General features: G+C 46.5%; 2 protein-coding genes (1 of these 2 cut by a window edge). Both read right to left on the bottom strand.

Annotated elements, in window-relative coordinates; translation table 11 throughout:
• Positions 1 to 8,706, bottom strand: partial view of a polyketide synthase PksL gene (gene pksL / locus KXZ66_RS09155; RefSeq protein WP_219144877.1) — the 5' portion only. The gene continues 4,923 nt to the left of window position 1, outside the view; only the first 8,706 of its 13,629 coding nucleotides appear in the window; its start codon is at positions 8,704 to 8,706; the stop codon falls past the left edge of the window.
• The gene (gene pksJ, locus KXZ66_RS09150; protein WP_151870234.1) at positions 8,690 to 23,821 is read right to left on the bottom strand and encodes a polyketide synthase PksJ; all 15,132 of its coding nucleotides are present in this window, start codon (positions 23,819 to 23,821) and stop codon (positions 8,690 to 8,692) included. Before pksJ ends, pksL begins: the two co-directional genes overlap by 17 nt.

Below are 23,821 nucleotides of genomic sequence, written 5' to 3'. Positions count from 1 at the left end.
CAGGTTATCCCAGTACTCTCTTACATTACGAGCGCCCGGGTATCTTCCCGACATCCCGACAATCGCTATCGCATCCTCCGGGCGGTCTTGATGAACAGGAACCGTTTTCTTCACATGTTCTTTCTTTATTGGATGTTGAACAGGCTGAAGGGGCCGTTCTGCCGGCTTTGGATTAGATGATGCTGCTGGCTTTTGCTGGGCTGCTTCGAAAGAGTCAGTATGCTCTATCTTTCTATCAAGATGAGTTCCAAGCTCGGACTTTAGCATTTCGGCAAAATCACGTATCGTTGGATAATCATATACTCTGGTTACCGTAAAAGACGTTCCGTATTGCTTGTTCACCGCTTTTATCCATTCGAGTCCGGTAATCGAGTCCATTCCGATATCTATGAACGCTTCGTCAATATCCACCTCGTATGGCTCCATGTATAACACGTCTGCTATGCTTTCCCTCAAGTTTTCATGCAGCGTTTCAATTGCTACAGTATATTGTCTTGATGCAGATATTTCTGCCGCTGCATATTGAATCGTTTCTTCAGCTTCCTCTTGCACTGGCTGATGATGTTCTAACGGCTGTAGAGATATATTAGCCGGTTTAGCAGCAGGTACTTCTGTTTTTTGTCTGATCGGCGTGTACGTCTCCGTTTGTTTTTTCTCCCCAGCTTGTGTGCTTAACTCGTGTGCTAAGTAAACAGCGAAATCACGTGTTGTCGGATAATCATATACCTTTGTGACATTTAGTGATGTGCCATACTGTTTATTTATTGCTTTTATCCATTCGAGCCCGGTAATCGAGTCCATACCGATATCTATGAATGCTTCGTCTGGATCAATCTCTTTTTGGTCCATGTACAGCACTTCCGCTAAGCCCGCTGTCAGTTCATCGCACAAGGCTTCCGCCGTGATCGTCTCTGTTTCTGTATCTGATGGAACCAGAGATGCTGTCCGCTCCAAACGATCCTGATTGGTCATTAAAGGCTGTAACGTAATATTGGCAGGCTTGCCGCTGGCTTCTCTGTCTACAGACGGCTTTGGAATGACGGGCTGTACTGGAGCGAATGGCTCCTCCGTTCTTTTTTCCTCAGCCTTTGCATGTACGTCTATCCAATAGCGATCTCTTGAGAAAGGATAGGCAGGTAAACTGATGCGCCGCGGTTTTTGATCCTGATATAGCGTGCTCCAGTCGATTCGCAAACCTCTTACCCATAGGTCTAAAACCTTCGCATATTTGCCTTTTTGCAGCCATGCCTCAATTGTTTTTGACATATCCTCATCAGCAGCAAAAGCAGCAATGGCTTCTTTGTCGCGCTTTACTTGTCCGCGATAGACATATTCACGATTTTCTGTTCCGGAGATACATTCATTCAGCTTTTCTTCAAGCTCCCGCATCGATTCCGCAACGAACGCCAGCCGTTCGTTCATCGCTTCCCGTCCGACTTGAAGCGTATAGGCAATTCGGTGTAAATCTGCTTCAACATATGTTTGTTCACGAATGGCATGCAGCAATTGCTCCGCGCGTTTCTGAAGTCTTTCCTCATTTTTTGCTGAGAGCACAATGACAGCCGGCTGTTTCCTCGCTGGTAAACGTTCCTCCACAGGTTCCGGAGCATACTCTTCTATTAAAATATGGGCGTTCACACCCCCGGCACCAAATGAAGAGACTCCTGCGATTCTCGGTAATTCGATGTCTTTGCCATTGACACTGATGATCGGCCTCTTCCACTCTTCTAGCTCTTGCTGTACTTTAAACGGCGAGTTAAGGAAATCAATATTCGGGTTCAGCACGTTTGAATGCAGGGAAGGCGCAAGCTGCCTGTATTTCATTTGGAGCAATACCTTCGTTACTCCTGCGATACCTGCCGCACTCTCACAGTGCCCGATATTTGATTTGGCTGACCCTATTGCACAAAATTGTTTGTCATCGGTTTCTTGCGTAAACACTTTGGACAGCCCTGTGATTTCAATAGGATCACCGAGAGAGGTTCCCGTGCCGTGGGCTTCGATGTAACTGACTGTCCGCGGATCAACCTTCGCTTCCACAAACGCCTTTTTGATGACATCTGCTTGGGCATTCGGATTGGGCACTGAGTATCCGTTTGTTTTTCCCCCGTGGTTAATGGCAGTCCCCTTAATGATTCCATAAATGTGATCACCATCTTCAACTGCTTTAGACAATGGCTTCAGAAGCACTGCTCCAACGCCTTCCCCCGGCACATAGCCGTCTCCGCCCTGTCCGAAGCTTTCACACCGGCCTTTGCTGGACATAAATTTGTTCTGCCCGAGCATCAAATATTTATTTGGATGGATTGACACATTCACGCCGCCCGCGAATGCCGCCTCACACTCTCCGCGCTGCAGGCTTTGGCAGGCCAAGTGGATAGCCGTTAAAGAAGAAGAACACATGGTGTCTAACGCAATACTCGGTCCGTGAAAATCAAAATAATAAGATACCCGGTTTGCGATGGATGATGGATTTCCCGTTAAAGCCAGAGACCTTCCCCGCACCTGCTCTTGTGCCCCGTACAGCTGATATTCTTCGTACATGACACCGACGTAAACACCGACGCTTCCGCCAAGCTCAGCATCACGCTTACGGCCGAGGTGCTCTCTTGTATAGCCTGCGTCTTCCATCGTTTCATACACGCACTGCAAAAATAAACGCTCTTGCGGGTCCATTAATTTTGCCTCACGCGGCGATATATGGAAAAACTGCGGATCAAACTTGTCTACATCCTTCAAGAAGCCTCCCCACTTGCTGTAGGTTTTTCCAGGCTTGTCTTTATCTTCATCATAATAAAGACTGTGATCCCAGCGGTCTGCAGGAATTTCAGTAATACAGTCTCGACCGTCTCTCAGGTTTTCCCACAATTCATCAATGTTGTCTGCCTGCGGATAGCGACCTGAGATACCGATGATCGCGATTTCTTCCGTTTCCTTTTCTCTTAACTGCTTCTGCTCTTTATCTTGTAAAGGAAGAAATCCAGACTTTCTTGGGGTAACTGGTATTTCTTGTTTTTCAGGTTCTAATTTTCTTTCAACAGAAGGTTTTCCTGTTTCAATTCCCAAGATGTCCAGCAGGTTTTCTCTGCGGGAATCAATAAAATACCGTGTTAATGAGCGAATATCCTGATATTCAAAGAACAGCGTCTTGGACAAAGAACCGAATACTTTTTCTAATTGACCTGTTATATGCATGATCATGATAGAATCGATCCCGTAATCCTCGAGAGGAGCTTCAGCATCAATCTGGCCGGCTGGCAGCTTAATCACCGAAGAAAGCACCTGTTTAAAATAGTTCTCCGTTTTTTCTCTTAGTATCTCTTCATCAATTTCCCCGATCATGTCTGCTTTTTCTGCCTCCTGATTGAGACTGCTTTTTTTGATATTGTGAGATTTGCCTTTGCCATGTCCCGTTTCATGTAAAAATGCACGAATCCGATCAGTAACACCGGAAGCAACTAATACTTGCGGGTTTCCTGACGTCCAGCCATGATATAGCGCCTGAATCCCACGATCTGTTTCCATGGCCACCATGCCTGTTTCTCTTTTCAGCATCCTTGCAGTTTCCGCATCAATTTGCATGCCCCCGTCTTTCCACAGCGGCCAGCACACTGAAAGAGTTTTTCCGTAACGCTTGTGCAGCTCTGCTTGGCCATTTCGATATTCGCTGAATGCATTCATAAATGCATTGGCCATTGCGTAATCAGCCTGTCCCGCGCTTCCTACTGCTCCGGCACCTGAGGAAAAAAGGATAAAGAAATCGAGCGGAATATCTTTCGTTGCTTCGTCAAGGTGAACCAGTCCTGTGACCTTTGGAGCAAGAACGGTTTGAACCTCTTCTTTCTTTTTCTTCATAATGAAATTATCTTTTATTAAACCGGCGCTATGAATGATGCCATCTAAGTCTCCGTAAACGTTTTGGGTTTCTTTTAATAAGGCATCAACCGCTTGTTTGTCAGCCAGATCAGCTTGTCTGTAAATCACTTGGATGCCAAGTTTCTGTAAGGCTTGAAGCTTCTTCTTCTTCCTTTCATCAAGCGGAGAGCGTCCTGTCAGGATCACAACCGCGTCATTCGTTTGGTTCGCAATTTCAGTTGCAAAGATGAATCCAAGACCGCCTGCACCGCCTGTGATCAGATACACGCCTTTATCCTTCCATGGCATGTCAGCTCTTAGGTGCTCACCAGACACTTCTTTCCACTTGCTTACAAATCGCTTCCCTTGCCAGTGGCGGATATGCGTGTCACGCGGATAGCGTCTGTTTTCCTCCAATATTTCGAATAGGTCACCAGCTGACATCCCGGTCTCTATTTCGATCAACTGTCCTGTCAGTTTTGGATTTTCCAATTCAGCCGTTTTGAGCAATCCAGTTAAGCCGCTTAATAGCTGAGGCTCGTCCAACGCAGGCACCGCCACTTGAATGAATGTATGTCCCCCTGTTTTTGAGTGCATTAGCTGTTTGATTTCTTCAAATAACTGTATGGCATAACCTTCAAACCGTTCATCAATTGTCTCTGTATCATGCTGCAGAACTGTACAGTCAAGATGATTTTGGAGGCTTTCCATTTGTTCTCCAACATCACAGACAACGACTTTATGCGTGTCGTACTCTATGAGCTCTTGCCTCTCTGCAGCACGTTCTTCCCAAATATGTTCGAACAGTAGCGTGTCAGTCGCTTCAGAAGGACCTTCTTGATCTGTTTCTAACACTCTTGCAGAATAGCCCGTCAATCGCACGCAAACCTGCCCCTCTTCATTGCATAAATCGATATCAAGCTTCTGCATACGATCCCCAGCTGTACTGCCCTCGCTATATGTGATCCGCGCCCACATAGATGCCTCGCAGCCTTTGAAGATGTGGACATCCTGTATGGCAAAAGGCAGCATTGCCTTTCTGTCTTCTAAACTCGCAGCTCCTCCCAGCCTCAAACCGATAGATGCTTGAAATGCCGAATCTATCATGCTCGGATGCAGAATATAATGGTCTTCTGTATCAGAGATTACAGGAGGCATCGTCAATTTCACTAGAACTCCGTTTTCGCCTGCATATAGGCTGTCGATCGCTCTGTGGCTGTCACCATAATGAATACCCATTTCTGTATAAGCCTCGTAGCAATCAAAAGGTGACAGCGTCCGGCCATTATAGCTTGCCTTCAATTCTTCAATGTTGATAACCGGATTTTCACCAGCCTCACAAAGCACTGCACTCCCTTGCCCATATACAATCGGCGACTCCTCTGCGCTTTCAGGGTCCCGGCAGATTTCAAATGTAATCTCACCATTTTCCTCAGGATATAGACGTACATCTATATCTTTCTGCTGTTCCGTGACGGCGAACGGCCGGACCCAGACGATATTCCGGAGCCGGAATCCTGTCGGGAACTGATCCGCAGCTGCCCTTTCCACAGCTGCCCGAACCATCTCCAATAAAGCTGCGCCAGGTAAAACGTGTTCGCCCTTTATGACATGATCCTTCAAGAAAAATTCACGTCCTGTAAACGCTGAACGGAAGCGGACACCCGATATGTCGGACACATTTTGATGCAGGAGAGGATGCAGGATGTGTCGCTCCTCCTTTAAACGATCAGTCTTTTTCTCCGCTTTCGGCACCCAATAACGCACCCTCTCAAATGGGTAAGTCGGCAGGCTGATCCGCTTTGGTTTGTTTCCGTCGTAAAGCAACTTCCAGTCAACCCCAGATCCGTTCGCCCACTGCTCCGCAATTTGATCGAGTTTTCTTTGCTCCAGCAATTTATGTACCGATTCGGCGGGACGCGATGGTTCGCTTCCTCTTGACACGCGGCCCTTCCAGCAATGCTGAATGGTTTTTTGTCCTTCTATAAAAGCCTTCAATTGGTCGCTTAATTCTTGAATTCCGGATGCTAAGAAAGAAACCCGTTCTTCCATTGGTTCACGGCCTACCTGCAATGTATACGCCAAATCTTTAATCTGAATCCCATCATGAAGAAAATCCAAGAGACGTTTTACATATACACGAAGACGTTCTTGATTACGGGCAGAAAGCGGAATAACTGCGGATATGTCAGAATCTGAGGACAAAGAAACGTCCTGCTCCGCTGCTTGAGGAATATATTCCTCAAGGATAATATGTGCGTTTGAACCAGTTGCTCCGAAGGAACTGATACCAGCCCGCCGCGGATAAGGGACCTCTTCCCCATTCTCCTTGATAACAGGCTGCTTCCACGTTTCTGTTTTATGCTGTACATAAAATGGAGACTTTTCAAAATCAACGTAAGGATTCAGTTCTTCCGAATGCAAAGAAGGCACAAGTTTTTGATGGTGAAGCTGAAGGACAACCTTGCTTAAACCGCTGATCCCCGCGGCGGATTCGGCGTGCCCAATGTTTGACTTTACAGAACCGATTGAACAGAACTGCCGATCCTGCGTATATTGGCGGAACGCTTTGACTAATCCCTGTATTTCGATAGGGTCTCCTAAGGACGTGCCGGTACCATGGGCTTCCACATAACTGATCGTCCGCGGATCGATTCCCGTTTTCTCCAAGCATGTCTCAATCAGATCAGCTTGAGAAACAGGGCTCGGCACTGAAATGCCGCTTACAGTGCCCACATGATTCACAGCACTTCCTTTAATAACTGCATAAATGCGATCTCCGTCTTCCTCCGCCTGGCGCAGAGGCTTTAATAAAACCGCGCCTATACCCTCGGCAGGCACATAACCGTCTCCATCCTTTCCAAACGTACGGCAGTGTCCGTCAGTGGAAAACATATCCCAGACCCCGTATGTCATATATTTATTCGGGTGCAAAGACAGGTTCACTCCGCCTGCTAACGCAACATCGCACTCACCGTGACGTATGCTTTCCAACGCCAAATGCACTGCGGTCAAAGAGGATGAACATACCGTATCGACAGCCATACTCGGACCGTGGAAATTACAAAAGTAAGAAACACGGTTGGCGATTTGCGCATAGTTGAGCGAAAGAGGAAACACATTTTCTGCTGATGCTTCTTCAGCTCCGACTAATGTATAATCCTTGTGCATGACACCGGCAAAAACTCCTACATGCTGCCTTTTATTTCGTCCTTTAGGCTTGGCCAACGTCTTTGGCGTATAGCCCGCATCTTCAATAGTTTCCCAGCATGTTTCTAAAAACAGCCGCTCTTGAGGGTCCATTGTCTCCGCTTCTCTTGGCGTGATTCTGAAAAATTGAGGATCGAAGCAGTCGGGATCATCAATAAATCCTCCCCATTTGGAAATGTCCTTACCCGAAGGAGATGTGATTCCTTCAAGTCGCTGCCAATCCCAGCGCGACTCAGGAATCTCGCTAACGCAGTCCTTCCCCTCTTTCAGATTGTTCCAAAATTCATGAATATTGGCTGCCTTCGGATACCTGCCCGCCAAGCCGATAATCGCAATATCGTCTGCTGCCTCAATAGGTGCAGGACGAGAAGCTTCAACAGTCTTATGGTCGTTTATGCTGTCGGAAACCCGTGCTCTTTCATTCTGGCCAAGAGAACCAGCGGCACAAAAATGCTCAGCATATTCCTCGGCAAGAAACGCTGACAGCTCCGCTATGGTGGTATGCTCAAACAGAAGAGTCGGCGAAAGACTCTCACCGATCTTATCACTGATCGTTTCTACCACCTCAAGCAAGCCCGATGAATTCAGCCCCATTTGGTAATAACCGACATGTTTTTCAACTTGTTCTACCGGCTTATTGATTTTCTCTGCGATTAATTGACTTACGAACTGTTCAGCCCCACTAAAGGAATTAACGGGAGAAGATACCATGTCAGCAGGTTTATCACGCTCAGCAGTGTCCGCTCTTGTCATCTGTGTCTTCGGTGCATCTTGATGTTTTCCGCTAATCAGCTCCACTTCTCGCACCAATTTGCTTGTGAAGTTTTTCAATTCAGCCACTTTTTCTCCCGACGGATTAAAAAATTCAAGTGTTACATAAATCAGCTCTTTTTCCCGCCGGACGGAGGAGCGCTTAATTCTTGTCATGCAATCCGTTTGCAAAAGTGCAGAAGCTGAAAAGGATTCATAGAACAGAGGCAAATACAGCCTCTGTTCTCCTTTAAGCAAAGATGTGAGCAAATGATTGGCACCCACCCCGCTCCCGTCTATGAGAGTCGGGTGAAACATAAAGCCTTCTGCGTGAAGCATGGCTTCCGAACCGAGAGAAAGCTCAAGAAGGACGCCGTCTTCCTCTTCATAGATGCAGCCACTTGCTTTCATATATTCGCTGTGCACCAATTCCTGACGTCTGCATTGTTCATATACATCATCAAGCTGAACAACGTTCTGTGCAGATGCTTTGATTTGACTGAGATCCAGTGTTTCTTCAAATATGGCTGGGGAGTCTGCGTGCATGTCAGCCTTCATATAGAGCTTTTCTTCTGAAGCTTCTTTCCCATCACGTTTTTCAATTCCCTTGGCTGTGATTTGCCACTGTCCTTCTTTTTTCTCCGCGCATTGGATATTCAAAACAATTACTGCATCCTGTTCCGCCGTCAATGGCTGATAGATGGATAAATTCCGCAGCTGAAGCTCTGAGCAGGAGAAACCGTGTTCCCTGAATATCTGGTAGATTATATCGATATAAGCCAATCCCGGCAGGACATTTTGTCCGTAAACCACATGGTGATAAATAAACGGATTTTTTAACGATAATGTGAGTTGTTTCGTTATCTTTTTCACGTTAGACCTCCACCTCATAAGTATCCCATATGTTTGCCGCAGTCATTTTTGAAGTCTCCGCTTCCAGCTTTGGCTCGCCTGGCGAAAGCATTCGTTTCTTTAATTGAGGAGGCGATATTGGACTGCGCTTGATGGCGTGTTTTTCATCTTTTTCCCACGCCTCTACGATGACATGGGCATTCGTCCCCCCATCGGCAAAGCAGTTAATAGCCGCAGTAGGCTGCGAATCTGTCCATTTTTCCAGGGCTCGGCTGAACGTGATGTTCGCTTTCTGTTGATCGAAATGCGCCATCTCTTTTTCACCTGATAAAAATGGGACAAAGCGGCGCTCTTTCAGCATCAGCACAACCTTAATGAAGCTGGCGATCCCTTCAGCACATAGCGGATGCCCGATGTTCGGCTTGATTGAGCCAAGAGAAAGAGGCGATGAGTGCCCAGAACGGTACACTGATTGGATCGCTTTTAGCTCAAGGAGATCGGTTACGATTGAACCTGACCCGTTTGCCTCAAGGTAGCTGATGTCCTCTGGTTTTTTTCCGCTTTTGAAAAGCGCATCTTTCATGACTTCCTTTTGCGCCTCAAGATTAGGTGTTGCAGGCCCCGCCGTTCTTCCGTCGTTATTGACCGAGGCCGCTTTCACGACAGCATATATGGTATCTCCGTCTTCCAGTGCCTGTTTTACGGTTTTTAGCATAACCATTCCGACGCCTTCACCTAACACAACTCCGTCAGCACGCTCATCAAACACATGGAAGGATGAATGCTTGCTTAAAATGCCGCGCCGGTCAAACAGCCTGTGAGAGGCATCTGAGCTCAGCAAGCTGACACCGCCTACTATGGCGGATTGAATATCTCCGCCACGCAGCGCCTGAATGGCCATATTCATGCTGACCAGAGCTGACGAGCATGCGGTATCAACTACAACACTCGGGCCGCGGACATCAAAAAATTGTGAAAGATTAGCCGCTAAATAATTTTGGCCGACTGTCACGATCGGATTCTTGGCATGATCAAGGCTGTCTTCATCAGGTTTGTGCTGGCTTCTGCCTCCGATATAAACACCGACGGGCTTGCCCTTTATTTCCTCAGGTGTATAACCGGCGTGATACAAGAGTTTCAGACACTCTTCCAACACGAGCAGTGCTTGCGGATCCATCGCCCTTACGTCTTCTTCGTGAAGCAAAAAGAAATCAGGATCAAAATAGCTGACGCCATCAATCACGCCGGCATAATATGGCGTCTTACAGCCCCAACGCTCTGCCGGAATCGGGCCGATTGACGAACGCCCCTCGGATAGTAACGACCAATATGATTCCAATGTATCTGCTCCAGGGAATCGGCAAGAGAGTCCGACAACGGCAATACCTTCTGCATGAGAGTCCGGTGACAAAATCGCTGGCGCCTGAATCTGAGGTGTAAGAGCTCGGTCCTCCGCAGGAACAGATGCCTCCGCCTCTATTTTGTTCTCCAAAGGTGCTGATGCATTCGATATCCTACCTCCGAATAAAGCGGACAGCCTTTCGGAATAAGAACCGATCAGCCAATCTGCGAACCTTTGAATTGTCGGGTATTCATATAGAATCGATGGATCGAGCGCTGCCTCTAATTTGCGGTTTATACGCTGGAGCACCTGTGCCAAAATGATCGAATCCACGCCATAATCCTGAAACAACCCGTCAATCTCGAAGTCTTCACGATCTATTCTCAGCTCTTCGATAAACAGATCAACAAGCCAGGACTGTGTTTCAGATAATAATCCATCACTTTTGGAAACTTCATCGGCCTCTTCAATGTCTCTGGCTGGCGGGCTCTGTAAAGCAGCTTCCTGCAAACCGCCCTCATGCGGTTTCCTCCTCTTCATCAGCAGTTCCGGCTCCCAGTTTGTTTGATTCGCCATTGCAGGGAGAACAACCGGTCCGAACATTTTCGATACAATTTGATCTAGAAAACGTAAGCCTTCTGAATTCGTAATGCTCAACAAGCCGCTTTCCCGATACGCTTGATTTGTCACTTCACCCATACCGGTTTCTTTCCAGTTCGGCCACTGAACACTGATGATCGGCGCATGTTTCTGATGTGCTTCTGCAAAATAATCCATATAGCTATTGGCCATCGCATAGTCAGCTTGTCCCGCCGAAAGCTCCGGAATAATGGCTGAAACAGAAGAAAATAAGACAAAAAACTGTAAAGGCTCGTTACACACATGGCGATATAACGTTGTAAGACCTGACACCTTAGGTTCCATCACCCGCTGAATATCATCTGAAGTTTTTCGGATAAATGCCAGCGTATCCATATCCGTCAAACCTGCACAATGAATGACACCGCCAATCGGTCCTAATGTTCGCTTGATATGTTGCAGCGTTTGCTCAACCTGAGCTTCATCAGATAACGTCAGCGACAGCATCTCCACCTGTGCACCCTTCGCTTCCAGCTCCCGCACTGCCTGGATTTTCTGGGCAACTGATGTGTTCGAGGTGTCAAAACGAGTCCATTCCTCTCGCGGAGGAAGCTGTTCTCGTCCGGTCAGCACCAGTTTTTTCACCCCATAGCACTCTGCAAAATGACGGGCGCATAATAGTCCGATGCCTCGTGTGCCGCCTGTAATGAGAAGCACATGATCTTTCGGGAAGACCGCGCTCTGTTCCGTGGCCTTACCTGTTTCCGGATGAGCTTTTAAAAAAGCTTGATACCGTAAACCATCTCTGTAGCAAACCTCGGCATCATGAGAATCGGAATAAAACTCATCAGCGATCAACTTCGCGAGACGGCGATGATCAGTAACCTCCTCAGCATCCATATGCCTTGATATAAGATGGCTGTACTCGCATTGGAGCATTCGATACAACCCAGCCCGTGAGGCGCCAGCCATCCGGACAGATGTGTTTTGAAACGATTCGAGCCCCTTCGTCACACAAAGCAGCCTGAGCCCCTCTTTATGCCCGAATTCAACCAGTCTTTGCACCCATTCAATCCAATCCAGCCGGCCCTCATCATCCTTACCGCATCCGATGACATCCACTAGGCCGTCAAACTCTTTCCAATCAATGTCTGACTGATCATTTTCTATCCGGCTCACATCTATTAAGAGATGATTCGGAAAATACGAAGACACTTCTGCTGCTAAATCTGCTGTCTCTTGATTGCTCAGGATGGCAACAGTTCTTGTCCCCGGCACTGCTGAGCCAATTGGACTCAAACTCCATTGTTTCGTCAAAAAACATGCATCCCGATCTTCAATCGCATTAACCAGTTCTTTTTTGTCTCTTTCTGAATGTTCCTTTGCCGGCACCCAATAGTGATCCTTCGCAAACGGATATGAAGGGAGGCTGATCAGGCGTGGTTTGGTCTCTCTGTATAATGTGTTCCACTGGATTGAGACCCCTTTGACCCATAAATCAGCAAGTTTGGCGTATTTTCTTTTTCTGATCCAAGCATCAAGTGCCAACGCCATATCTTCATCTGCTGTAAATATAGTCTGGGTCTCTTTATTTCGATGAGACTGTCCCCGGAAAAATTCGTCTGTTTCTTCCTTACCGTCAACAAACGCCTGCAGTTTCTCTTCAAGTTCCTGCATCGTCCCCGCAACACACGCCAGACGCTCATCCATTTCCTCGCGCCCGACCTGCAGGGTGTAAGCGATGCGGTGCAAATCCTGATCTGTATATTTTTTATTGCGAATCGCCTCAAGCAATTGCGAAGCACGATCCATTAGCCTGCGTTTATTTTTAGCCGACAGCACAATCACGTTTGGCTGTTCTGTAGCCGTGTGTTCTGAATTGGCTTTTGGCATATATTCTTCAATCACAATATGCGCGTTTACTCCGCCAATCCCAAACGAACTGATTCCGGCACGGCGCGGAAGCTCGTTTCCGTCACGATCTGTGACAGACTTCCATTCCTGTTTTTCCTGAACGATGTAAAACGGACTGTCAGTCAGCTGAAGATAAGGGTTAAGCGTCTTGCAATGCAGGCTTTTCACTAACGTTTTATGCTTCATTTGCAAAAGCACTTTGATCAAACCGGAAATACCTGCTGCTAGCTCTAAATGACCGATATTGCTTTTAACTGAGCCGATGCCGCAACGGCGATCCGGAACATCCGGCTGGCTATCGCCTCTCATATTGGATAGTTCCTTGAACGCGGCTTTCAGCCCATTTATTTCAATCGGATCGCCCAATTCCGTCCCTGTTCCATGTGCTTCGATATATGTGACAGTGCTTGGATCTATGCCTGCTTGGCGATATGCACGCACCAACAAATCAGCTTGTGCTTTCGGATTAGGCGATGTCAGGGTATTGGCTCTTCCGCCGTGATTTTCCGCCGTCCCCCGAATAACGCCGTAAATATGATTTCCGTCGCGCTCGGCATCTTCCAGATTTTTCAACATGACCATTCCGACCCCTTCGCCTCTGACATAGCCATTCGCATCGGCGGAGAAGGTTTTACACCTGCCGTCTTTGCTGAGCATACCCGCCTTGCTGTAGCTAATATGCGCCTCCTCGGTTAAGATCGTATTCACGCCTCCAGCGATCGCCATCTCACAATCACCGTTTTGCATCGCAGTCACAGCACGGTGAATGGCTACAAGAGAACTGGAACAAGCCGTCTCTACTGGTTCGCTCGGACCATGAATATTTAAAAAATAACTCATTCTATTCGGGCCTACCGAAGGAATCATATGACCTGTAGCAGCATGGCCTTCAATTGGAAGATTCGCTCTATGGAATAGATCTTTATAACCGGTGTTTCCCGTACCGATAAAGATACCAGTCCCTGTACCCGAAAGGCTTTGCGGCGAGCAACCCGCATCTTCCAGTGCCTTCCACACGTATGTCATTAACAAGCGCTGCTGAGGGTCTACATAATCAGCTTCTCGCGGCGAAATACCAAAAAACAACGGATCAAACTCTGCGACACCATCAATAAACCCGCCCCATTTGATGTCGGTTTTATTGACGTCAGTGTCTGGGTTTCCATAATGCTCCCGCCAATCCCATCGATCTTTTGGAACTTCTGTGATGCTGTCTTTTCCTTCTTCTAGGTTTTTCCAAAATTCGTCTATATCCATAGCGCCAGGGAATCGGCCGCTGATGCCGACAATTGCAACCGGCTCAAAATCGGCAGCCTGCTTTTTGTTTCTTTCTGCTTTTGCAATAATAGGCTGTGTAAAGCGGCGCTTTCTACGTGATGTGATTTTCGGCGCTTCAGATGATTTTGTCTGTAACTCTTCCTGCCCCTCTGGTTTTTCTCGCTCCTGAACCAGGGTGTCCTCATGTTCAGCAGTCAAATACTCAGCCAGGCTTTGGATGCTTCCATATTCAAAGAAAATGGTCGGCGTTAGCTCCAACTGAAATTCTTCGTTGATCTTGTTTGTAAAGACCGTAAATGTAACGGAATCAAATCCGTATTCACTCAGCTCTGTATTGACATCAATATCTTCACTATTTACTTTTAAAATTGCACTGACCATGTTGCTTAATGATGCCTCTAGGCTGCTTAAACTGTGCACTAAGTTTGTTCTTTCATCTATGCCTTTAGCAGTAGTATCTTGATTCCATTCGCCCTGATACGCAGCAACTACATATTCAGCCAGGCTTTGGACGCTACCATATTCAAAGAAAATGGTCGGTGTTAGCTCCAACTGAAATTTTTCGTTGATCTTGTTTGTAAAGACAGTGAATGTAACTGAGTCGAATCCGTACTCACTCAGCTCTGTGTTGACATCGATATCGTCAGTGTTTACTTTCAAAATTGCGCCAACCATTTGGATTAAGGCTGCTTCCAATTTTCTAGTTTGTCCTTGATCCTGATCCGCCTTTCTCTGATCGTTCCGCTTGGCTTTCGATCCTGTGGAAAGCAGTTTTTGCTTCATTTTCTGAAGCTGTCCTTCCATCACAAAAACTTGCGGCTTATCAGATGCTATCCCCTGATAAAATGCTTTCAAGCCACTATCTGTCGGCATCGGGACCATTCCAGTCGTTTTCAGCATTCTCTTTTCATCTTCAGCGCCGACTTGCATACCGCCTTCTTCCCATAACGGCCAATTGAAGGAAATGGTGGAGCCGAATCTCTTTTTTGATGCCGCAAGAGAACGGCGGTATTCAGCAAATGCATCCATAAACGAATTGGCTGCCGCATAATCGGCTTGTCCAGCGTTTCCTAAACATCCCGAAACAGATGAGAAGAAAATGAAAAAGTCCAATGGGAAATCCTTGCTGCATTCGTCTACATGTAACAACCCGCTTACTTTTGGCTGCAATACTTCTTGAAACTCTTCATTCGTTTTATGAATGATGAAGTGATCTTTAATGCTGCCTGCACCGTGAATAATTCCATTGAGAGTGCCATATCTTTCTTTGATTTCCTCAAAAAGATGACGAACCGCATGCTGATCACTTACATCAGCCTCCCGATAGACAACCTCCGCTCCGATGCTTCGAAGAGCCTCCAGCTCGTTTTCCTTATCCTCACTTAAAACAGATCGTCCCGTCAGCACAATAGTAGACCGGCCAGTTCGATTGGCAATTTCCTTTGCAAACAGAAGGCCTAAGCTTCCTGCTCCGCCTGTGATTAGATAAACGCCTTCGTCTCTCCACGGCATGTGAAGCGTATCAGCTGAAGGAAGCACCATTTCCCTCCAGCCTTTCACAAAACGGTGTCCAGCCTCATATCGAATCTGTTTGTCAAATGGTCTCCGGCTGTCGTCTTTCAGCTTGAGGTGAAGGTCTATCATCTCTTCAGGTTTCTCAATTTCGATGACCTGAGCAGTCAGTTTGCTGAACTCTATTTCTGCTGTTTTAAACAGACCAGAAACGCCGGCAAACAATTGCTTCTCTTTTTCCAGCGGAACAATCGCTTGAATGATGATACGGCCTGCAGAAAGCTCACGGACCTTGCTTTGCAGGAGTTCAAAAATGTTCTGCGTGTAACATTGATAACGTTCATCAATATGTCCTTCAGCTTCATTCAGAGTAATCACACGGACATCTTTCATGTGGGAGGCAATGCTGTCTGTGACACTTCGTTCAGTTTCGAAGAGAACAATGATATGCTCCGTGTACGAAGGATCTTCGTCCTCTCGTTCTTCATTCGGTTTTTCCCACACCGGTTCAAGCATTAAGCGTTCGTGCCGTGATGAAGGCTTTGAAGGATGAACCTCTCCTTCTAATACTCTTGTTGAGAATCCTTTGATCCTGACACATACGCTTCCACTCTCGTCAATGACATCGATATCCGCTTTCTGGACACCCCCTCCGGAGCGGTCGCTGTCACTTAAGCGAGCATAAGCCCACATAGAAGACGAACAGCCTTTGATCACCTCAAGCTCTTCAAGCGCAAATGGCAAAATCAGCTTTTGATCCGCTAATTCCTGCATGATGCATATCGTTGCTGTCTGCAAGGCGGAGTCCATGATACTTGGGTGCAGCACAAACTGTTCATTCGTTCCAGAAACGATTTCCGGAAGCTGCAGCTGCGCCAAAACCTCTCTGTTTCCTATATTCACATTCTTAATTCCTTGAAAGGCCGGACCATGGAACATTCCTCTGCTTCTGCCTTCTTCGTAAAATTGATCAGGCGACATCTTTCCTATGCCGCAGCGGCGTGAAATTTCAGCGAGATGTGCGACCGGTGTTTCGGCGGCAGATGCCAGCTCCGCGCTGCCTTGACTATGAATAACAGGGTCGTCCCCGTCTTCCTGTGTACTATAAATGTCAAAGGTGATTTTTCCATCTTCTTCAGGAAAGAGACTGATATCCACTTGAGCTGAATGTCTGTCAACCACAACAGGCTGAACCCAGACTGTATGATTCAATCTGATTCTGACATCTTGGCCAATTTCACTTCCTGCCGCCTGGTTTATAGCCGCGTACGCCATTTCAAGGTACGCAACACCAGGAAGCACAGGCTTTCCTCTTACCACATGGTCTCTCAGGAAAAATTCGTCACCAGTGAAAACCGAACTGAATTTCTGTTCAGAAAAATCAGATGTATTCTGATGAAGCAATGGATGAATAGTGCCGATCCCTGTCTGATTTCCGGATATCTGCGCCACCGGTTTGCGGTCATCCTGCGACGGCCAGTATCGTTCCTTTGCAAATGGATAAGTCGGCAGACTCATTCTGTTTGGGCGCTCACCCTTGTAAAGCTGCATCCAATCTATATGTGCTCCCTTGCTCCACATTTCTGCAAGCTTGTTTACCTTTCCTTTGGCCATCCACTTACGTATGAGTTCAGCGCTGTCCTCATCCTCCGTCAGCCATGAAACCTCTCTGGCATTGTGCTTACTTCCTTGAAAACAGCCTTCAATCGCTGTTTTTCCATTGATAAAATCTGTGAGCCTCTGTTTTAACTCATTTATATGATCGGCAATAAAGACAACGCGATGCTCCATCGCTTCGCGCCCCACCTGAAGGGTATACGCAAAATCAGGCAGATGGCTGTTCTCAAGCCCTCTTCTTTCAAAATAGGCCAGAATGTCTTCGGCATACTCTTGCAGCCTCTCTTTATTTTTCGCCGAGATCGGGACGATGCAAGTCCCGTCTATCTTTCTCTTATTAGAATCCCTTTTGAATTGTTCAAAAATAGCATGGGTATTTGTCCCGCCAAGCCCGAACGAGCTAAGTGCAGCCCTGTGCGTTTTGATCTCACGGCTTAACGTTTTCTTTTGATCGACGACGTAAAAAGGAGAGCTGGCTAAGTCTGTATTTGGATTCGGCTCCTTATAATTGATACTCGGTGCAAGCTCTTGATGATAAAGACTCATCACGACTTTAATGCAGCCCGCAAGACCGGCGGCTGTATCTAAATGTCCGATATTAGTTTTCACCGACCCAATGCCGCAAAATTGCGTTTTATTTGTATATTGCCTGTAAACGTTTGTTAAAGCCGCCAGCTCGATCGGGTCCCCCAGCTTCGTTCCGGTTCCGTGTGCTTCTACATAGCAGATGGATTCAGGCTGTATCTTCGTTTGATTCATGACCTGTTGAACCACGTCAGCCTGGCCTTTAACGCTTGGAGCATAAAAGCCGACTTTGTCAGCGCCGTCGTTATTTACACCAATGCCTCTCAGCAAGGCATAGATATGATCCCCGTCCTTTACTGCATCAGCTGCTTTTTTCAGCAATACAACAGCAACGCCCTCACCGCCTATCATTCCGTCAGCTGAAGCGTCAAAAGCTTTAATATGTCCATCACTCGAAAAGTTCAGCCCCGGCTGATGCACATATCCGATATTTGACTCAGTATGCAGCGTTGCCCCGCCAACTAAAGCATAATCAGATTCACCCGACAGCAGGCTTTTATAGGCAGAATGCAATCCAATCAGAGATGATGAGCAGTTGGCATGAACGAAATAGCTTGGCCCTCTCAGCCCGAGCTTATGAGAAATCATTGTCGGAATCGTCCCGCTCTGTGCAAGCACCCACGAAACATAGCCGTCCGGCGTCTCCAGGCTCTCTGTTGTATCTGACGGTAACAGCGCGCGATAAGAATTATTGCTTGCCGACATAAAAACACTGGTTTGCGGAATCTGTCCCGCAGCATAACCGGCATCTTCTATTGCTTTCCATGAATGAGTCAGCAGCATCCGAAGCTGAGGGTCCATAAATTCAGCGTCTTTAGGAGAGATTTGAAAGAAGCTTGGATCAAATCTGTCTTTCCCCTCAATTGAAGCTTTAGCCGGGACATAGTCGGCATTCTCTGCTATCTCCTTTGAAATGCCAAAGCGCTGAAGCTCTTCTTTATTGAAAAACGCAATGCTTTCCTTGCCGTCTCTGAGGTTCTCCCAAAATTCATCATGATTTTTTGCCCCTGGAAATTCACACGATATGCCAATAATCGCCACACTATCGTCATAATAGTCCGGGAGATCACTCATCTCGGTAGACTGATCTTCTATATGAGCTGGCGGTTCTGTCGGCATATGGTCACTTGCATCGCCCATTCGCTGTTCAGTGATGTACTGGCTGATATTTTTAATGGTTGAATACTCAAACAGGTCTGTGACAGAAAACTCACAGGATAGTTCATGTTTGATACGATCAGCCACAGTGACCGCGAGAAGCGAATCCCCGCCCACATCGAAAAATCCGTCATCCCATTCAATATCACTCGTTTTCAGCACTTCCTGCCAAATGGTAAAAACAGTATCCTGAATGTTCTTAGGAGAGGTCTGCCTTTGCTTTAGCTGCTCCCCTGATAAATCGATATTCTTAAGGCTGTTTCTATCTATCTTTCCGTTCGGAGTTAACGGCATATGATCAAGCTGAATAAAATAAGAAGGCACCATATAGGCAGGCAAAGCGTTTTTCACAAAATGACGCAGCTCTCTCGCTGTGAGAGAAGCATTTGCATGTTTAGCTGTATAATAGGCAGCTAGGTTATCCATATCTGCGACCACAACGCATTCCAGAATGCCGGGATGCTCACTAAGCCTGCTTTCAATATCACCAAGTTCAATACGAAATCCGCGGATTTTTACTTGATTATCGATGCGGCCTATATATTCAATTCGCCCTCCCGGAAGCCAGCGGGCCATGTCTCCCGTTCTATAAAGCTTAGACCCAGGCTCAAAAGGGTTGTCAATGAATCTCGAATCCGTTAATTCTTCCTTTTTGTAGTAGCCCTTCGCCAAACCGTCTCCTGCAATGCACAGCTCACCCGGGACACCTGCCGGCACTGGCGCGAGCTGAGAATCCGTAATATAGATTTGTGTATTGGCGATTGGCCTTCCTATCGTGGCATGAGAGCATTCATCGTTAATGCGCTGAACCGCTGACCAGATAGTTGTTTCGGTTGGCCCGAACATATTCCAGGCGTCGCTGCCCGTATCTAAGAAATATCGTTTTAATGTCTCAGGCAATGCTTCGCCACCGCATAAAATTTTCACGCTCTCTTCATTTTCCCAGCCTGAATAAAAGAGCATCTTCCATGTAGCGGGGGTTGCCTGCATCACTGTCGGTTTGATCGCGCGGATGTCCCGTTTCAGTTTTTCAACGTCTTTTGTATGCTCCGTTTGACAAATATAGCAGTGTGCGCCCTTTATTAAAGGCAAAAATAATTCCAGAGCTGCAATATCAAAACAGTAGGTTGTGACAGCAAGCATTTTATCCTCTGCCGTAAGACCTGGTGTTTCCCCCATCGAAACGAGAAAGTTTGTCAAAGCTTTATGCGGTATCATGACACCTTTTGGCTTTCCTGTGCTGCCGGATGTATAAATGACATATGCCAAGTTCTCTGGCGTGACAGTGCGTGTAAGCACTTTTCGATCAGAGGCTGTTTGAGCAATTTCATCCCAATCTTGATCTAAAAGAGCTGTTGTGACACCGTTCCAACTCAACGTATTTACTAATTCCGATGTCGTCAGTGTAATGAAAACTTCACTGTCCTCAAGCATGTATTCTAATCGTTCAGCCGGATAGGACGGGTCTAGCGGCACATACGCTCCCCCAGCCTTGAGGATCGCTAATAAACCCACTAGCATGTCCAGCGATCGATCCACATAGATCCCCGCCAGACGGTCAGGACCCACTCCATGCGCCTGCAAATAAATGGCCAGCTGTGTGCTTCTTTCATCAAGCTCCCGATACGTCAATGTTTGACCTTCATAGCTGACAGCCGCTCTATCAGGCGTCTTTTTCGCCTGCTGCTCAAACAACTCATGAAAAGTTATATATGGATACGTTTTTCCTGTGGCGTTCCATGTTTTGAGAATCATCTGCTTCTCTGCCTCAGGTAATAAAGAATACTCTTTTAAAGGCTGAGAAGGATTCAACATCGCCTGCTCTGTTACATAAACAAAATGGTCGAACATGGCGGATATAGAAGCCGCATCAAACAGCCCAGTATTGTACTTGATGTTCAGCTCCATTTTTTCTTCTGTTTCCCACAGTTCAAATACTAATTCGTATTCGCCCTCTTGGTGAATATACTCAACGAAATCGACAGAAAAGAAGTCAGCATAGCGGCTCAGCAAGCTTTGATAGCTTCCGGATTGAAGAAAATTCTGATAGAAAAAAGCGGTTTGAAATACCGGTGAACCTGTTTGACTGCGAGGAATATTCAGATCCCTCACCATTTTTGGAAAAGGATATGCTGCATGATCAAGCCCATCCAATATCGTTAATTGCAATTTTGATATAAAGCTAGAAAAAGTGTCTGCCGGGTTCAGCTCACTCCGAATCGGGAGCATATTGAGAAAATGTCCAATGGCATCATCAAATCTTTCTTCCGGCCTCACCATGGCCGGCATGCCGACGATCTGTTCCTTTTGGCCGGTGTAACGGCCAAGCAGCATCATATAGCAGCTTAAGAATACCGTCGTGACATTTACAGAATGCTCTTTCGCAAACGTTCTGACCTGATTCATGAAGCCGCTGGACAGCCGCCTGGTGTATGTATCCTCTCTAAACTCAGAATCGACTGAACTTGCGCTGACATTAGGCAGCTGAAGATTCGGCAAAGTTCCCGATAGCTGTTTCTGCCAATATGTACGGTGCTTCACACCGTCTTTGCCGGCAAGCATGTTTTTCTCCCATGCCGCAAAATCATGATAAATGGCAGGAGAAACAGCTTTTTCCGGCTGCTGTCCTTTTAAAAGAAGCTGATAGGTATCAAACAGACTGCGTATAAATGTGACAGACGAAACTCCGTCAAAAATCAAATGGTGAATGACAACTAATAAAAAATGCTCTTGTTCAGATCTGGAAAAGCTCATGACACGCACTAACGGGCTGTTTTCCTTTACATACGGTTCCTTTACTTTCTTTCTAAGAAAAGCAGGAATATCAGACTCTTTCATACTTGAGATATTTTCGTTCTTGATTTCAATTGAAAGTGCTGGCTCATTTTTAAGAAATGGCACTCCGTCTTTCTCTTGGATGACGTGCTTTAAGATTGGGTGCTGATTCAATACAAGGCCGAAAGCCTGCTGGAATGTTTCATGGTGAAGCCCTGACGAAAATTTAAAACAGAGGGGTACGTGATATGCACTTTTTTCGGGTGTCATTTTTTGCAATGTCCATAATCCTTTTTGAACCTCAGAGAGAGGCTGAAAAGTTGCCTGACTCCTTTCCGGTTCGGTTTTATATGTGTCCGTGCCCTTTTTGTCAGCAGACAAGCTGCTGAGGTCTTCATGTTCTGATAGATAGCTGGCTAAGCGTTCAATTGTAGGATATTGATGTATCTCTCTGGCTGTTAGTTTGATATGGTAGTTTTTCTCGATCGATCGAATGAGCTTCATCATCTTGATAGAATTCACACCAAGACTTTGGATATTTGCATTTGGCTCCACCCAATCGTGGGAAACGTGCAGCTCCTCAGTCAAACAGGTGAGCAGATGCTTCTGTATTTCTTCCCTTACTCTTTTCACCTGGTCTGCTTGCTGTATCTCCTCATCCTGGACTGCATCGTTCATCCGATTGGGTTTATGTAGGAAGTGGTCGAACTCTCCATTTTCAAATGAAGTTTTTAGCTGGGTGCGCTGGATCTTTCCGATAGCCGTTTTTGGAATCTCTTCTTTTTGTACAGGCAGCAAATATTCCGGGGTGACTCCGATCACCTGTGAGACATGGGATTGTATGTTTCTAAGAAGCTGAGACATCTGCTCATCATTTAATTTTGCGGAAGTAACAAAGAAGATAGCCAGCTGATCTGTTGAATTCTGGCCCAGACGGACAGCGCAAGCAGCAGTATAAGAAGTTTCAATTTCAGATAATTCTTCAACTGCAGACTCAATTGCATGACTGTAATAATTAATGCCGTTAATGATAATTGCATCTTTCGTACGGCCTGTTATGGTTAAGCGCCCGTTTCGCAAAAAGCCAAGATCTCCGGTTTCAAACCAGCCGTCTTCTGTAAACACACTCTTATTCAAATCAGGCCGCTGGTAATAACCGCTAGTAACAGAAAGACCCGAGACTTGAAAACGGCCGATCTCGCCCTCTTCAACCAATTCATTATGGTCATTCACAATTCTCATAGAGAAGCCGGGGATTGGAGAGCCTATTTCAACAAAATGATCATCATCACTTGTTCCAGCCCGGGTAAATTCATGAGAAAAAATAACACCCGATGAAGTTTCGGACATTCCCCATGCAGGTCGGATGGCGTCAGCAGGCAGTCCATGTGGTTCTAAAAGCTCAAGTATTCTGCGCCCTACCTTGGCTACCATTGCTTCACCGCCATTGAGCATGTATCGCATTGAAGACAGATCCCATTTCCTATCTTTTATTTCTTCTGCAAAATCAGTAACCAGGCCAAACGCAAAATTCGGCGCCCACGTAACAGAAGCTCGGTAATGATCAATCCAATCCAGCCATTTCAACGGCTCCATTAAGATTGTTTCGCTTGAGACGTTAATTTCCTGACAGCCAAGATAAACATCCCGCAAATGCAACATTCCGATCCCTCCGACATGGTCAAACGGCATCCAGTTAAACGTAATATCCTCTCTGGTGAAGCCTTGCATTTGAATAATCCCTTTCACCATGCTCATAATGTTACGATGATTAAGCATAACTGCTTTGGGCGTTCCCGTACTGCCTGAAGTCAGCAATAAAAGCGCTAAGTCTTCGGGACTGGATTGATGCCAATCTGTGTCCGCTTCAGCGCTGAGCAGATCCTCTACAACAATTGCCCTGAACCCTTCAAGCCCTTGTTCTTTTGCCCAATCGAGCATTTCCTGGTGCATCCCCCGGTCCGTAATCACCGCTGGCTTGTCAAGAAGCGTCCATGCGTCTTTCAGCTTTTGAGTGCCGCTGCTCGATTCAGCATATGTTGGCGGAACGGCTAATGGAGCCGGAACACCCCCTGTTAACACACACCCCCAGAACGCAGGGAGAAGCTGTGAATTGTCACCAAGCTGCAAAATCACGCTTTGTTTTGCTTTCAGGCCTGATTGGCGAAGCCCCTTCACAATTCGCAGTCCATCATCCCATAGTCGTCTGTATGATTGGTAAACTTCAGTTCCATCCGGCTGCAAATAAATGATTCCCTTTGTATCCCCAAGCTCCGCCGCCGTTCTGTATAAAACTTCAGGTATTGTTGCCGGCTGCTTTTCAGATATATGTAAAGGCTCACCATGACTGACAGAAGGATTAGCTAATATGCGGATATTATCATTATTTCTCAT

Origin of the sequence: Bacillus sp. LJBS17, from assembly GCF_019334685.1 — a bacterium.
GTDB classification, from domain to species: domain Bacteria; phylum Bacillota; class Bacilli; order Bacillales; family Bacillaceae; genus Bacillus; species Bacillus subtilis.
The sequence above is the reverse complement of the archived record's forward strand: the minus strand, read 5'-3'. Positions and strand labels throughout refer to the sequence as shown.

Coding starts and splice junctions, on each gene's coding strand:
- pksJ (WP_151870234.1), bottom strand. CDS start 23,821: ATGAGAAATAATGATAATATCCGCATATTAGCTAATCCTTCTGTCAGT.